We start from the raw sequence: 12,690 nt of genomic DNA, 5'->3' as shown, positions 1-12,690 counted from the left end.
AAAGTACGACTCAGCCCCGTGAGGCGTCAAGGGTTCAGCTGACCCATCTTCAACAACTCGTTGAAGCTCTGGCCATTGGTGATCCCACCAGGAGAAATGCCCGATTTGGTCGCCCGCCTTGGACGACGGAGAGACGACAGAGAGCCACCGGCGAAATCGCCGGTGGCTCTCTGAGGGGGTGGAGCGGAAGGGCTTAGAAGGTGCGGCCCAGCGTCGCCAGGTAGGCGCGCCAGCCACCGAACTCGGTGATCTCCTTGTGCACGCCGCGCTCCAGCTCACCGCGGGCGAGCACCATGGAGAAGCAGGCGCTGCCGTCGGCCAGCTCGATGACGCCGAACTCCAACTCGGGCGGCTCGCCGGGCAGCAGGACGTCGCGCAGGAACTCCAGGCTCACCTCGTACAGCTCGCCCTCGATCGCGGTGTCGACCGCCGGGTCGGGCAGCAGGCCGGGGCAGACGTCTCGGATGGAGAAGAAGCGGTGTCCGGGGGCGGTGCGGACCACGCCGAGCAGCGGGGCGTCGCCGAGCAGCGCGTGGAACTCGCCGCCGCGCATCGCCTGGCCGTTGAGGAACATGCGGACCATGGGTGGAACCCTTCGGGGGAAAAACGCACGGTCCACCGGGGACAGGTTGTCCCGGCGGACCGTACGAAACGGCAGTAAGCGGCTCAGCCGAGCAGTGCGTAGCCTGGCAGCGTCAGGAAGTCGACGAAGTCCTCGGCGAGCGAGACCTGCTCGAAGAGTTCGCGCGCCTCGGCCCACCGGCCGGCCGCGTACGCGTCCTCGCCCAACTCCGCGCGGAGCGAGACCAGTTCCTCGGAGACCAGACGGCGGACCAGCTCCGCGGTGGCCTTCTCGCCGCTGTCGGCGAGCACCACGTTGTTGTGGATCCACTGCCAGATCTGCGAGCGGGAGATCTCCGCGGTGGCGGCGTCCTCCATCATGTTGAAGATGCCGACCGCACCCAGGCCGCGCAGCCAGGCCTCGCTGTAGCGCAGGCCGACAGCGACCGCGTTCTGCAGACCGGCTTCGGTGCACTGGCCGCCGGAGCCGGCGATGTCGAGCAACTGACTGCCCTTCACCGTCTCGGCGGAGCCCGGGTTGTCCTTCTGGTTGGGCCGCTCGCCGAGCACCGCGTCGAACGAGGCGCGGGCCACCGGCACCAGGTCCGGGTGGGCCACCCAGGAGCCGTCGAAGCCGCCCGCGGCCTCGCGGTCCTTGTCCGCCTTGACCTTCTCCAGCGCGGCGGCGTTGACCTCGGGGTCCTTGCGCGAGGGGATGAAGGCGGCCATGCCGCCGATCGCGTGCGCGCCGCGCTTGTGGCAGGTCTGCACCAGCAGGCGGGCGTAGGCGGCCATGAAGGGCGAGGTCATGCCCACGCTGTTGCGGTCCGGCAGGATGTAGTGGTCGCCGGCGTCGCGGAAGTTCTTGACGATCGAGAAGAGGTAGTCCCAGCGGCCGGCGTTGAGGCCCGCGGCGTGGTCGCGCAGCTCGAAGAGGATCTCGTCCATCTCGAAGGAGGCGGTGATCGTCTCGATCAGCACGGTCGCCCGGATGGTGCCGTGCGCGATGCCGAGCTTCTCCTGGGCGTAGGTGAAGACGTCGTTCCAGAGACGCGCCTCGAGGTGGCTCTCGGTCTTCGGAAGGTAGAAGTACGGCCCGGAGTTGGGGTCCTCGGCGCCCTTGGCGATCAGCCGCTTCGCGTTGTGGAAGAAGTAGAGGCCGAAGTCGAAGAACGCGCCGGCCACCGGCACGCCGTCCACCAGCAGGTGGTTCTCGTCCAGGTGCCAGCCGCGCGGGCGGACCACCACGGTGGCCAGTTCGGCGGCGGGCTTGAGGGTGTAGGTCTTGCCCTGCTCGGAGGTGAAGTCGATCCGGCCCTCGTAGGCGTCGATCAGGTTGATCTGACCGGAGACCACGGCCTGCCAGGTCGGCGAGGTGGCGTCCTCGAAGTCGGCCAGCCAGATCTTGGCGCCCGAGTTGAGGGCGTTGACGACCATCTTGCGGTCGGTCGGGCCGGTGATCTCGACCCGGCGGTCCTGCAGCGCGCGCGGCGCGGGGGCGACCTTCCAGTCCCCGGCGCGGATCGCCGCGGTCTCGGGGAGGAAGTCGAGCGTGCCCGCTTCGGCGATCTCGGCTCGGCGGGACTTTCGTCGGGTCAGGAGTTCCTGCCGGCGGCCTTCGAAGGTACGGTGCAGGCCCACGACGAAGGCGACCGCCTCCGGAGTGAGCACCTCCTCCGCACGGGGGACGCGCGGTCCGGCGACAGTGACGACCGGAGCGGCGGGTGAGACGCCGACAGGTCCATTGTCTGCAGCCATGGGCAGGACACTCCTTGGACGGTTGAGCCTAAGGAAGCTCCGGTGGGAACTTCCTCGATCTGAACCCGCCTACTGGCGGGTTCGATTCTGTAAGGTGGAGACTAGTTTCCGCGATACAGAATTTCAACGGTTTGTTGAGGTAGATCGCTGGGAGCCTACTCCTCCCCCGAGAGCAAAGGGAACGCCGGTGGCCAGCACCCCTGCCGCAGCATCGACAGGCTCCGACCGCAGTGCCGGAAGCGTGCAGTCCGTCGAGCGCGCCTTCCAGCTCCTGGAGGCGCTGGCCGACTCCGGCGGCATCGCCACCCTCAGCGAGCTGTCGACCACCTCGGGCCTGCCGATGCCCACCATCCACCGGCTTGTTCGTACCCTGGCGCAGCAGGGTTATGTACGCCAGGACACCGCTCGCCGCTACACCCTGGGCCCGCGGCTGATCCGGCTCGGCGAGACGGCCGGCCGACTGCTCGGCAGCTGGGCCCGCCCCTACCTGGCCGAGCTGATGGAGGCCACCGGCGAGACCGCCAACCTGGCCGTCCTGGAGGGCGGCGACGTGGTCTACGTCGGCCAGGTCCAGTCGCGGCGCTCGATGCGGATGTTCACCGAGGTCGGCCGCCGGGTGCAGCCGCACTGCACCGGCGTCGGCAAGGCGCTGCTCGCCCAGCTCCCCGAGGACGAGGCCCGGGCCGTGCTCGGTACCCAGCCGCTGCCCGCCCACACCGCCTTCACCGTCACCGACCCCACCGCGCTCTTCGCCCAGCTGGCGGCGGCCCGCGAGGCCGGCTACGTGGTGGACGACCAGGAGCAGGAGATCGGCGTGCGCTGCATCGCCGTCGCCGTCCCCGGCGCGCCGACCCCCACCGCCCTCTCCGTCTCCGGCCCCGAGGCCCGCATCCGCGCCCTGGAGGAGCAGGCCGGCAGCGCCTCCCTCGTCCCCGTGATGCGCCAGATCGCCGAACGCCTGGGCCACGTCCTGGCGCCGTGAACGCACTGACGCCCCGGCCCGCTCGCTGAGCGGTCCGGGGCGTCGTGGAGTGCGTTTAGCGGTAGACGCGGACGTAGTCCGCGGCGAAGGTGATCGGGGTGGTGCCCTGCGGGCCCGGGTGGTACTCGCCGGCGCCGACCGAGAGGTTGAGGATCAGGTAGGCGGACCAGTTGGCGCCCACGCCGGTGTTGTCGGAGTAGACCTTGGTCCCGTTGACGTACCAGTCCACCGAGTTGGCGCCGTAGTACGTGCCGATGGTCACCCACTGGCCGGGGGCCACCGCCGAGGCGTTGGTCCAGTAGTCCTGCCCGGGGTTGACGTGGTTGGTCAGCTCCAGCAGGTTCGGGTTGTCCGGGTGGTACTCGAACGAATCGACCTCGTTGCCGCCGTTCTGCCAGGTCCACAGGGCCGGCCAGGCGCCGGAGCCGGTGGGCAGCTGGACCCGGGCCTCGGCGTAGTCGCCGGTCTTGACCTTGAAGCCCTCGGCGGTGCCCTCGGTGGTGAGCAGCCCGGTGTTCCAGGCCTGCTTGCCGTTCTCCAGGGTGTGGCTGCCGGGCTGCGCCGTGAAGGTCGCCACGCCGCCTGCCACCTGGACGTCGGACGGGGTGAGCCAGTCGAGCTTGTTGTCGTCCGGGTTGTGGGTGCCGTACTTGTACGCGGTGGTGGTCGAGGACTGCCAGTGCGGGTCCTGGGCCAGCGGGGTGTTGAACTCGTCCGACCAGGTCAGGTTCTTGCCCGCGACCGGCGAGGTCGGCGCCACGGGGGTCGGCGCGGGCGCCGGGGTGGGGGTGGGCGCCGGGGCCGGGGTCGGCGTCGGGGCCGGCTGGGGCGCCGGGGCGTGGGCCGTCGTGCCGACGGTGAGGGTCTGCGTGGTCAGGTTGTGCCAGGCGCCACCGAGGTCCTGCCAGAAGCCGAACTCGTTGTACGTCCCGGCCGGCAGCGTGCGCGCGGCGGTGGTCAGCGAGAGGCCGCCGGGGCAGATCTGCGCGTTGGAGCGCGAGCCGGGGAAGTCGAGGTTGTTCCCGGCCGCGTCGCGCACTCCCACGCCCACCGTGCGGGCGGTGAAGCAGGAGGAGGAGTGCAGCGTCAGGGACGCGGTGGTCGGGGCCCCGGCGACGGCCGAGGTGGGGGTCAGGCGGTCCTGGGTGACGCTGGGCGCACCGTAGGCCTGGGCCTGGGAGACCACGGGCACGGCCAGCAGGCCGACCACCCCGGCTATCGTGCCCAGGCGTGCGGGAGTACCGGAAAAGTTCATGGGGGTCCTCTGCGACGCCTGCGAGGTGAGCTGTCGGGTTGGGGCCTGAGGTCTCGGCCCTGCCGCCGGTGGGACGGACGGCTTCACCCCGAGCCGCGCCCTCTGCAAGCGCAAGGGGTGCGCGGCGACTGACCTGGTTCCCCCGCTCCTGCCCGTACGGTGCCGTGGTGCCGGCCGGCGGGTGGGCAGGACTCGGCGTCCCGGCGGCAGGGCCCGCCAGAGGCGGACGCAGGAAGGGTAGGCAGACCGTTCGCGCGCGGACAAGGCGCTGTCGCCAAGCTCACACCGGCCGGTGGGCCTCAGACGAGGCGGGTACCGGCCGTGCGCCAGAGGCCGGCGGCCGCCACCCGGTTGTGCACCCGCAACTTGGCGTAGACGTGCTCCAGGTGCTTGTCCACGGTGCGCTCGGAGACGTCCAGCCGGCGGGCGATCTGGCGGTCGGTCAAGCCGCACGCGAGCAGGTCGAGCACGGCGCTCTCGCGCGGCGTGAGGCCCGCCGGCAGCCGTACCGGCGGGGCGAGCCGGTCGAGCGCGTGGCCCAGCCGGGCCCGCAGCAGCGTCGCGGCCTCCAGGTCGGCGTCGGCGAAGTCGCTGCCCTCCCGGTTCACCACCAGGCAGACGGTGCGCCGCCCGCTGCGCGCCCAGCCCGCCGGGAAGGCGGTGGCCAGCTGGTGTTCGGCGCCCGCCGCGCGCAGCGCCTCGGCGTAGGTGCCCAGCCGGTGGTACTCGGTGCGGGACATCAGGTCGGAGCGGCGCATCGGCACGCCGCTGCCGGTGTTGGTGTGCCGGAAGAGCGCGTCGGCGGGCGCGTTGCGGAAGAAGCCGGCCAGCGCCTCGGGGCCGAACAACCCGGACGGCGTGGTGATCGGGTGCCGGCCGGCGGGCGTACGCACCGACCAGGTGAGGCTGTCCCCCGGGACGGCCCGGAGCAGTGCCGGGAACAGCGCCGGGAGGAGCGTCTCCTCGTCGACGGCGTCGAGCAGCAGGTCGATCACGGCGAAGATCCGCCGTAGACCGGCCTCCCCGGACGGAGTCACTCCAGAAGCGTGCTCCGTCCGGGGAGGCCGGTCAAGCCGGACCCGACATTCCGGCTCTACCTGCTGGCGGCGTACACCCGGTTCACCGGGGTCTCGGCGGCCAGCTTCCAGTGGTGCAGTCCGGCGTCGTCGGCGATCATGCGCATGGCATCCTCGCCGGCGTGGTTGCCCATCGCGAGCGGCCCGTGCTGGGCCAGCGCGGAGGGCAGGCAGACGGCGACCGACGCGGAGACCACCGCGCGGCCGATCGGGTTGGCGTTCTCCCGGACGTCCGCCGAGACGTTGGGCTCCACGATCATGCAGCTGCCGTCCTCGGAGAGCGCCGCACGGGCGTGCTGCAGGGCGCTGCCCGGGTCGCCCATGTCGTGCAGGCAGTCGAAGAAGGTGATCAGGTCGTAGTCCTGGCCCGGGAAGTCCTGCGCGGTGGCGACCTCGAAGCTGACCCGGTCGGCCATCCCCTTCTCCTCGGCGTTGCGGCGAGCCGCCTCGACCGAGGGCCGGTGGAAGTCGAAGCCGTGGAACTTCGAGGCCGGGTAGGCCTCGGCCATCAGCAGCGTCGACCAGCCGTAGCCGCAGCCGATGTCGGCGACCTCCGCGCCCGCGCGCAGTTTGGCCTCGGTGCCGTTCATCGCGGGGATCCACTCCGGAACCAGCGCGCCGGTGTAGCCGGGGCGGAAGAACTTGGCCGTCCCGGCGAAGAGCGCGCTGCTGTGCTCCTCCCAGCCGACCCCGCTGCCCGTGCGGAACGCCTCCATCAGGACGTCCTCGGTGCCGTAGAGCGCCTGCATCATGGTGAAGAAGCCGGCCGCGTAGGTCGGCGCGGTCGGGTCGGCCAGCACGGCGGCGTGCTCGTCGGGCAGCAGGTAGCCATCCGCATCGGCGTCGTACATCACGTACTCGCCGGCCACCTGCGCCGCCAGCCACTCGCGCACGTAGCGCTCGTGCAGGCCCGTCCGCTCCGCGAGCTGCGCCGAGGTCATCGTCCCCGAGCCGGCCATCGCGGTGTACAGCCCCAACCGGTCACCGAGCGAGGTGCAGAGTCCGGCGGCAGCCGCGCCGCCGTCCGTCACCACGCGCATCAGGAACTCCATCACCTTGTCCTGATCCACCGTGCCCATGGCGCTCCCGGTGCTCCCGGTCTTCTCGTCCATGGCCATCCCGACCGCCTCCTCCTGCCGTCTCACCCCAGTGCAGCAGGCGGCGGGTGCCCCGCGCCATACGGAGAATCCCGTACGGCGCGGGGCGCCCGGCCGGTGTGTGCCTCAGGTGTGCTGGAGGATCAGCTCGTCCTTGAGGCCGGACCTGATCTGGCTCCGCAGCTCGGGGGAGTCCGTGTGCCCGTGCACCGAGACGGCGTGCTCTGAGGCGGCCCGCACGACCTCCTCCTCCTCACCGGAGATGGCCAGCGAGCAGTTCGTCTCGCTCGGGAACTCACGGCAGTCTGCAACCTTGCGCATGATCAACCTCCCGACGCCCCGCGGCGGCGCGCTGACCGGCGGGCCAACGGCTGGCCGGACGACCGGCATGCGACGCACGGGCGTGTCGCCCGACCATTATCCCTCTGTCGGCCCGGTCCGATAGCTTGGGCACGCACGCCTCGGGGGGCGATCGCCTCCCGTCCCCGGCCCCGGAAACGAGGACTCCCCCAGCATGACCGAGACCGCTCCCCTGCCGGGCTTCGCCGGCCGGACGTACCTGTTCCAGGTCGACAACGGCGCGGCCTTCCGCAATGCCTACTCGGCCGACGGCACGCGGCTGCGCTGGGAGGGCCTGGGCGAGTCGGCCGGTCAGTGGGAGGACGTCGCGCTGCACGTCGCGCGGGTCGCACCGGAGATCTACTTCGTCAGCTGGACGGAGCCGAAAAGCGGCCTGACGGTCAGCCATGTGATGGACCTGGCGGCGCTGACGGTCCGGGTGTTCTGGACGTACGAGGGCGAGGGCGGCCGGGTCGGCGAGCTGCACACCGGCACGCTGGAGCAGGTGGCCTGACACCTCCTGGAGGGAGCGTCAGGACCAGAGCCGCAGTCCCGCCGTCAACTCCCTTACGCAGCGCGCCGCCAGCTCCCCGGGCGAGCCGGTCCCCGTGGTGCCCGCGTCCGTCGCCGCCCAACTCTCCAGCGCCACCCGGATCGCGGCGGTGGCGGCGGCCGCGGCCAGCCGGACCTCCAGCGGGTCGGCGGTCGGACCGCAGCGGGCGGCCAGCACCGGGACCAGCTCGTCCTCGGAGTCCTGGTGGACGCCCTGCCAGACGGTCCGCAGCCCCGGATCGGTCAGCAGAGCGCGGGTGACCAGCAGACCCCGCGTCATCTCCTCGTCGGCCGGGGTCAGCGCCTCGACGGCGGCCCGCTCCAGCACCTGCGGCACCGGCAGGTCGTCCGGACTCCCCGCGATCAGTGCCACCCAGCGCCGGCCACCGGCCGCGAGCAGCGGGGCGACGGCCTCCTCCTTGGTGCGGAAGTAGCGGTAGAAGGTGCGCAGCGCGACGCCCGAGCTGCGGGCGACGTCCTCGGCCGTGGTGGCCTCCGCGCCGTGCTCGGCGAAGAGCGCGGCGGCGGCCGCGGCGATCTCCAGCTGGGTCTCGCTGCGGCGGCGCTCGGTCAGTGAGGGCCGGGCGGTGGCTGGGGACGGCAGTTCGCTCATGACCCCCACGCTACGCCCCAAGCTGCCACGGTGACATTCGAGGCCCGGATGACATGAAGCGCCGCAGTGGCACGTTGTGCCATTCAGGCGTACGGTGACAGCACCCCCTTCCCCCAGAACGGAGCACCACCCATGCAGCGCTTCACCGGTCGTCGAGTCCTCATCACCGGCGGCGGCTCGGGCATCGGCCAGGCCACCGTCCACCGGATCCTCGCCGAGGGCGGGCGAGTCGTCACGGTGGACGTCAACGAGGCCGGCCTGCTGGCCACCGCCGAACGCGCCGCCGCCGACGGCACCGCCGACCGGCTGACCACCGCCCGCCTGGACATCTCCGACGAGGAATCGGTCCGCGCGGGCGTGGCCGCCGCGGTGGCCGGCCTCGGCGGCCTGGACGCGCTGGTCAACGCGGCCGGCATCCTGCGCTCCTCGCACACCCACGAGACCAGCCTGGACTTCTGGAACACCCTGCTGAAGGTCAACCTGACCGGCACCTTCCTGATGACCCGTGAGGCACTGCCCGCCCTGCTGGCCACCGGCCGGGGCGTGGTCGTCAACTTCAGCTCCACGTCGGCGAGTTTCGCCCACCCCTACATGGCCGCCTACGCCGCGACCAAGGGCGGCATCCAGTCCTTCACCCACGCGATCGCCCAGGAGTACTCCAAGCAGGGGCTGCGCGCGGTCTGCGTCGCCCCGGGCAGCATCGACAGCGGGATGACCAACAACCCGGGCCTGCCCGCCGACACCGACTTCAGCCTGCTCGCCAAGCTCGCGCCGGCCCTCGGTCAGGGCTTCGCCGGCCCCGACACGGTGGCCGGCGTGATCGCAATGCTGGCCAGCGACGACGGCGCCTTCATCACCGGCACCGAGATCCGGATCGACGGCGGCACCCACATGTGACGTCCTGACGTCGGGACGTCAGGACGTCCTGACGTCAGGCGCAGGCTCGCCACTGCGTCGCGAAGGCGCGGGCCGGGTTGGTCCGGAAGATCAGGTCCGCCTGGTCCGCGCCCAGCTCGCGGACGAGCCTGGGGCGCAGCCCGTCGAGCAGGTACGGCATCCCGGGACCTCCGCCGGTCGCGGAGCGCGCCGCGGCCGTCGTGGTGTCCCCGCCCAGCAGCAACCGGTCGCCGTGGCCCGACTCGACGAGCGCGACGATCCCGTCCAGCAGCCGCCAGTCGGTGGCGTGGTTGGCCCGCGACGGCCCGTCGAACGCCAGGTAGGCCCCCGCCTCGGCGGCCTCCCGGTGCACCCGCAGGTCCGGGAAGCGGTTCAGATGCCCCAGCACGACGCGCTGCGGCGGCACCCCGAGCCGTCCGCAGAGCAGCTCCAGGACGTCGAGCGCGCCGGTGCCCAGCTCGTGGTGGACGCCGATCGGCGCGCCGGTCGCGTGGTGCGCCTCGGCCGCGGCCGCCATCACCCGGCGGGCGTGGTCGTCCAGGCCGTGGTAGCCGCCGGCCACCTTGATCATCCCGGCCCGGGGCCCGCTGCCGCCGCCGATGCCCGTCGTCAGTTCCGCCACGAAGAGCGCGGCCAGCCCGTCGTAGAGCTCGGCGAGCGCCGATCGGTCGTAGTGCACCGCCTGGTGCAGGCCGGTGGCGGCGACCAGGTGGACGCCGGAGCGGCGCGAGAGCTCCACCAGCTCGGCGGCGCGGCGCCCCATCCCGTACGGGGTCCACTGGACCACGGCCTGCCCGCCGGCCGCGCGGTACGCCGCCAGCTCGGCCGCGGCAGCCTGCGGATCGTCCAGCTCCTGGCCGGGCAGCAGCGGGCTGCGGAGGAAGAGGTGGTCGTGCGCGTCGCAGACGCCCAGCTCCGCGGGGTCGAGGTCGCCGAGAACGGTCCGGACCGCGCGGGTCACGCCGGTCACGCGTGCAGCCCGGCGAAGGTGGCGGCCGCCACGCGCAGCGCGGCCAGTGCCTTCGGCGTACCGATGTACGGCGCGAGGTGGACGAACACCTCGACGATCTGCTGCTCCGTCAGGCCGACCCGCAGGCTGCTGCGGATGTGGCCGGTGAGCTGCGGGTCCACGCCGCCGAGGGTGGCGAGGACGGCGAGGTTGACGAGCTGGCGGTCGCGAAGCTCGAGGCCCTCGCGCTGGTAGGTGCCGCCGAAGAGGCTGGTGACCATCCAGTCGGCGAACCCCGGCGCGATCGCCTCCAGGCCGGGGAGCGCCGCGTCCTGGGTCTCCCGGTCCTGCAGGAGGTCGAGTAGTCGGTAGCCGGCCTCGCGGTCCAGCGTGGCCGTGCTGAGTGCGGTGGTCATGGTCCCCTCCACGGTGTCGATCTGTCGATTCGTCGGGTGCTGCGTCACCAGTGCCGCCCCTGCGGCAGCCGGTCCGCCTCCGGGGCGCTGAGGTGCAGGACCTCGTACCGGTCGGCGCCGTCGGGGTCGTCCGGGTCGTCCGGGTCATCCGGGTCGTCCACCCAGAGGGTGAAGGTCACCAACTCCCAGCGCTCGGTGTCCACCGCCAGCGCCGTGCTGTGCACGCCCGTCTGCTGGGGCAGCCGCGCCAGCGCCCGGGCGACGGCGTCGGACGGGGCGCCGCCCGGCGGGACGGACTCGACGCTGCGGGTGGCGCTGCGCGGGACGGCGGCGCGGGACGGGCCGTCCTGGAACGCCAGGCCCAGCCACTGCCGCACGGCCGGGCGGCCGAAGTCGTCGCTGAGCCCCTGAAAGCCCGGGCCCCAGAGGAAGTCGTTCATCCCCTCGGGCGAGTTCCAGAGGTAGAACGACCCGTACTGGTTGACCGGCGAGCCGGCCGCCCCGCGCTCGCGGATCAGGTACGCCTTCAACCCGAGGCCCGCGAACCCGTCGAGCAGATGGCCCCGCTCGGCGACCCGGCGTCGGATGATCCGCATGTCGTAGTCGGCGGGAAGGGTGATCTCGTACTGCATCGCCTGCACTGGTTCTCCCCCTGTTTCTCGCTGCTTCTCGCTACTTGTCGTTCACCTGGGTGGCCAGCAGCGCGAGTGCGCCGCCGACCGCGCGGTGGAACGGCTCCTCCGAGTCCGCGGCGCGGGCGAGCACGTAACCGCCCTGCACCACGGCCACCACCATGGCGGCCAGCTCCTGCGCGTCCGGCCCCGGCCGGAGCTCGCCGAGCTGGCGCCCCTCCTCGATCACCTCGGTGATCCGGCGGCCCAGCCGCTCGAAGGTCTCCTGGACGGGCGCCCGGAGCGCCGGATCCGCGATCACGTCCGGGTCCTGCGCCATCCGCCCGACCGGGCAGCCGCGCAGCACCTCGCGCTGGCGCAGCAGGTACCCGGCGATCCGCTCGTAGGCGGTGCCGGGACCGGCGAGCTGGTCCTGCGCCAGATTCAGCAGCCGCTCCGCGCTGCGGCGCATCGCGGCGGCGGCGAGGTCGGGCTTGCCGCTGAAGTGGTGGTACATGCTGCCCTGGCCCACCCCCGCCCGCTGCTGGATCGCCTTGGGGCTGGTGCCGACGTAACCGCGCTCCCAGAGGAGCTCCTGGGTGCTCTCGATGAGCCGTTCCGGAGTAGCCATGACCTCACTGTACATACCAGTAGGTACAGAAGGGAATAGTTGAATCTTCACCCAGCGTTGAACCCGGCATGACCACGGTGCGAACCTCCACCCCCGCCAGTCCCCTCGACCCCGCCGCCGACTACGCCCGCGCCCAGCTCTTCTTCGACTCCCGGGCCTACTCGGGCGCCGCACTCATCCTGCGCGCCCTGGTCGACGAGGAGCCCGGCAACCTCTCCGCCCGGCTGCTGCTCGCCCGCAGCTACTACCACTCCGCCCAACTCGGCCGCGCCGCCACCGAACTGCACCGCATCCTGGAGCAGGACCCGGCCGAGAGCTACGCCCACCTGATGCTCGGCCGCACCCTCCAGCGCCAGGGCCGCCCCGACGAGGCCCGCCCCCACCTCCGCCTCGCCGCCGCAATGACCGGCGAGGCCACGGACGCCTGACCCCACCTGCCGCCCGCGCCGCCACACGGGCGGGCGGCCACCCTTGTCACGGCTCAGCAGGCGAAGCGGAGCAGCTAGGAGGAGACCAGGACGTAGCCCAGGCCAATGAGTCCTTCCGACCGGCAGAGGCGATCTGACGCCCCGTCGAGTTCGGTCTGCAGGAGCTGGTAGGCGGCGCCGGTTGCCTGTCCCCAGTGCATGGCTCCGCGCCAGAGCCGTCGGCCAAGACCGAGGCCGCGCTGCTCGGGCAGGACACCGAAATACTGCGGGAGGAGCCGGGCAGCTCCAGTCGGGTCCTTCATGATCTCCATCGGGCCGATCGCGCCGACCACCCTGCCGCCGTTGACGACAGCGAGAATCGGGCCGTCCAGGGCCTCGGCCTCGAACCGCTCCCACAGGAATGCGAAGCCGTCGGCGGCCATAGGGCGGGCGAAGTCGGCAAACGTAGCTACCACGGACTGCGGAAAAGATCGCAGGTCTCGTACATCCGCCTGCAGTGGCTCCCGTGGTCCGAACATCTTGAGC

16 protein-coding genes and 1 riboswitch are annotated in these 12,690 nt (G+C 72.0%); of the genes, 4 read left to right on the top strand and 12 right to left on the bottom strand.

From position 1 onward, the window contains the following. Positions 1 to 193: 193 nt before the first annotated feature. Together P3T37_RS14590 and aceB are read right to left on the bottom strand one after the other, a co-directional pair. Positions 194 to 583: a gamma-glutamylcyclotransferase gene (locus P3T37_RS14590; RefSeq protein WP_280724029.1), complete on the bottom strand. Its 390-nt coding sequence runs from the start codon at positions 581 to 583 to the stop codon at positions 194 to 196. Between the two features lie 83 nt (positions 584 to 666). Then, the gene (gene aceB, locus P3T37_RS14585; protein WP_280724028.1) at positions 667 to 2,319 is read right to left on the bottom strand and encodes a malate synthase A; all 1,653 of its coding nucleotides are present in this window, start codon (positions 2,317 to 2,319) and stop codon (positions 667 to 669) included. Positions 2,320 to 2,506: 187 nt separating this feature from the next. Here aceB and P3T37_RS14580 point away from each other — a divergent pair, with 187 nt between their 5' ends. Further along, positions 2,507 to 3,301 carry an IclR family transcriptional regulator gene (locus tag P3T37_RS14580; protein ID WP_280724027.1) on the top strand — a complete coding sequence of 265 codons (795 nt, stop codon included), beginning with the start codon at positions 2,507 to 2,509 and terminating at the stop codon, positions 3,299 to 3,301. Positions 3,302 to 3,356: 55 nt separating this feature from the next. Here the strand turns inward: P3T37_RS14580 and P3T37_RS14575 are convergent, their stop codons facing one another. The 4 genes from P3T37_RS14575 to P3T37_RS14560 all read right to left on the bottom strand — a co-directional run bounded on the left by P3T37_RS14575 (position 3,357) and on the right by P3T37_RS14560 (position 7,050). Beyond that, on the bottom strand, positions 3,357 to 4,556 hold the full coding sequence (locus P3T37_RS14575; protein WP_280724026.1) for a glycoside hydrolase family 16 protein: 1,200 nt from the start codon (positions 4,554 to 4,556) through the stop codon (positions 3,357 to 3,359). Between the two features lie 7 nt (positions 4,557 to 4,563). Next, positions 4,564 to 4,718, bottom strand: a riboswitch (cyclic di-AMP (ydaO/yuaA leader). A gap of 137 nt (positions 4,719 to 4,855) precedes the next feature. Beyond that, a complete protein-coding gene (locus tag P3T37_RS14570; protein WP_280724025.1) occupies positions 4,856 to 5,593 on the bottom strand; it encodes a LuxR C-terminal-related transcriptional regulator in 738 nt (245 codons plus the stop codon). Between the two features lie 56 nt (positions 5,594 to 5,649). After that, entirely contained in the window at positions 5,650 to 6,744 is a 1,095-nt protein-coding gene (locus tag P3T37_RS14565; RefSeq protein WP_280724166.1) for a class I SAM-dependent methyltransferase, read from the bottom strand. Between the two features lie 111 nt (positions 6,745 to 6,855). Continuing rightward, positions 6,856 to 7,050, bottom strand: coding sequence for a DUF1059 domain-containing protein (locus P3T37_RS14560; RefSeq protein WP_280724024.1), 195 nt, complete (start codon positions 7,048 to 7,050; stop codon positions 6,856 to 6,858). A 193-nt stretch (positions 7,051 to 7,243) separates the two neighbouring features. On the opposite strand from P3T37_RS14560, the gene P3T37_RS14555 reads away from it, so the two are divergent. Then, positions 7,244 to 7,582, top strand: a complete 339-nt coding sequence (locus P3T37_RS14555) for a MoaF N-terminal domain-containing protein (RefSeq protein ID WP_280724023.1) — start codon at positions 7,244 to 7,246, stop codon at positions 7,580 to 7,582. A gap of 18 nt (positions 7,583 to 7,600) precedes the next feature. On the opposite strand, the gene P3T37_RS14550 is transcribed toward P3T37_RS14555, so the two are convergent. Then, on the bottom strand, positions 7,601 to 8,233 hold the full coding sequence (locus P3T37_RS14550; protein WP_280724022.1) for a TetR family transcriptional regulator: 633 nt from the start codon (positions 8,231 to 8,233) through the stop codon (positions 7,601 to 7,603). Positions 8,234 to 8,365: 132 nt separating this feature from the next. Between P3T37_RS14550 and P3T37_RS14545 the strand changes: the two genes are divergently transcribed. After that, positions 8,366 to 9,130 (top strand): SDR family NAD(P)-dependent oxidoreductase, encoded by a 765-nt coding sequence (locus P3T37_RS14545; RefSeq protein WP_280724021.1) that lies wholly within the window; start codon positions 8,366 to 8,368, stop codon positions 9,128 to 9,130. A 34-nt stretch (positions 9,131 to 9,164) separates the two neighbouring features. On the opposite strand, the gene P3T37_RS14540 is transcribed toward P3T37_RS14545, so the two are convergent. Genes P3T37_RS14540 through P3T37_RS14525 form a run of 4 tightly spaced genes read right to left on the bottom strand, consistent with a single transcriptional unit; the run spans position 9,165 to position 11,752 of the window. After that, positions 9,165 to 10,091, bottom strand: a complete 927-nt coding sequence (locus P3T37_RS14540) for a phosphotriesterase (protein WP_280724164.1) — start codon at positions 10,089 to 10,091, stop codon at positions 9,165 to 9,167. Positions 10,092 to 10,096: 5 nt separating this feature from the next. Then, positions 10,097 to 10,495, bottom strand: coding sequence for a carboxymuconolactone decarboxylase family protein (locus tag P3T37_RS14535; RefSeq protein ID WP_280724020.1), 399 nt, complete (start codon positions 10,493 to 10,495; stop codon positions 10,097 to 10,099). Positions 10,496 to 10,539: 44 nt separating this feature from the next. Beyond that, positions 10,540 to 11,136: a DUF4865 family protein gene (locus P3T37_RS14530; RefSeq protein ID WP_280724019.1), complete on the bottom strand. Its 597-nt coding sequence runs from the start codon at positions 11,134 to 11,136 to the stop codon at positions 10,540 to 10,542. Between the two features lie 31 nt (positions 11,137 to 11,167). Further along, positions 11,168 to 11,752, bottom strand: a complete 585-nt coding sequence (locus P3T37_RS14525) for a TetR/AcrR family transcriptional regulator (RefSeq protein ID WP_280724018.1) — start codon at positions 11,750 to 11,752, stop codon at positions 11,168 to 11,170. Positions 11,753 to 11,805: 53 nt separating this feature from the next. Here P3T37_RS14525 and P3T37_RS14520 point away from each other — a divergent pair, with 53 nt between their 5' ends. Beyond that, positions 11,806 to 12,165, top strand: coding sequence for a tetratricopeptide repeat protein (locus tag P3T37_RS14520; RefSeq protein ID WP_280724017.1), 360 nt, complete (start codon positions 11,806 to 11,808; stop codon positions 12,163 to 12,165). Between the two features lie 74 nt (positions 12,166 to 12,239). On the opposite strand, the gene P3T37_RS14515 is transcribed toward P3T37_RS14520, so the two are convergent. Next, the gene (locus P3T37_RS14515; RefSeq protein ID WP_280724016.1) at positions 12,240 to 12,587 is read right to left on the bottom strand and encodes a GNAT family N-acetyltransferase; all 348 of its coding nucleotides are present in this window, start codon (positions 12,585 to 12,587) and stop codon (positions 12,240 to 12,242) included. Between the last annotated feature and the right edge of the window lie 103 nt (positions 12,588 to 12,690).

It is taken from the genome of Kitasatospora sp. MAA4 (assembly GCF_029893355.1).
Taxonomy (GTDB): Bacteria; Actinomycetota; Actinomycetes; order Streptomycetales; family Streptomycetaceae; genus Kitasatospora.
The sequence above is the reverse complement of the archived record's forward strand: the minus strand, read 5'-3'. Positions and strand labels throughout refer to the sequence as shown.

What these genes read in the sequence shown, in the direction of transcription:
- aceB (WP_280724028.1), bottom strand. Translation starts at nt 2,319, where the DNA reads ATGGCTGCAGACAATGGACCTGTCGGCGTCTCACCCGCCGCTCCGGTC.
- P3T37_RS14560 (WP_280724024.1), bottom strand. Translation starts at nt 7,050, where the DNA reads ATGCGCAAGGTTGCAGACTGCCGTGAGTTCCCGAGCGAGACGAACTGC.
- P3T37_RS14545 (WP_280724021.1), top strand. Translation starts at nt 8,366, where the DNA reads ATGCAGCGCTTCACCGGTCGTCGAGTCCTCATCACCGGCGGCGGCTCG.
- P3T37_RS14515 (WP_280724016.1), bottom strand. Translation starts at nt 12,587, where the DNA reads ATGGCCGCCGACGGCTTCGCATTCCTGTGGGAGCGGTTCGAGGCCGAG.
- P3T37_RS14555 (WP_280724023.1), top strand. Translation starts at nt 7,244, where the DNA reads ATGACCGAGACCGCTCCCCTGCCGGGCTTCGCCGGCCGGACGTACCTG.
- P3T37_RS14525 (WP_280724018.1), bottom strand. Translation starts at nt 11,752, where the DNA reads ATGTACAGTGAGGTCATGGCTACTCCGGAACGGCTCATCGAGAGCACC.
- P3T37_RS14550 (WP_280724022.1), bottom strand. Translation starts at nt 8,233, where the DNA reads ATGAGCGAACTGCCGTCCCCAGCCACCGCCCGGCCCTCACTGACCGAG.
- P3T37_RS14590 (WP_280724029.1), bottom strand. Translation starts at nt 583, where the DNA reads ATGGTCCGCATGTTCCTCAACGGCCAGGCGATGCGCGGCGGCGAGTTC.
- P3T37_RS14565 (WP_280724166.1), bottom strand. Translation starts at nt 6,744, where the DNA reads ATGGACGAGAAGACCGGGAGCACCGGGAGCGCCATGGGCACGGTGGAT.
- P3T37_RS14575 (WP_280724026.1), bottom strand. Translation starts at nt 4,556, where the DNA reads ATGAACTTTTCCGGTACTCCCGCACGCCTGGGCACGATAGCCGGGGTG.
- P3T37_RS14535 (WP_280724020.1), bottom strand. Translation starts at nt 10,495, where the DNA reads ATGACCACCGCACTCAGCACGGCCACGCTGGACCGCGAGGCCGGCTAC.
- P3T37_RS14520 (WP_280724017.1), top strand. Translation starts at nt 11,806, where the DNA reads ATGACCACGGTGCGAACCTCCACCCCCGCCAGTCCCCTCGACCCCGCC.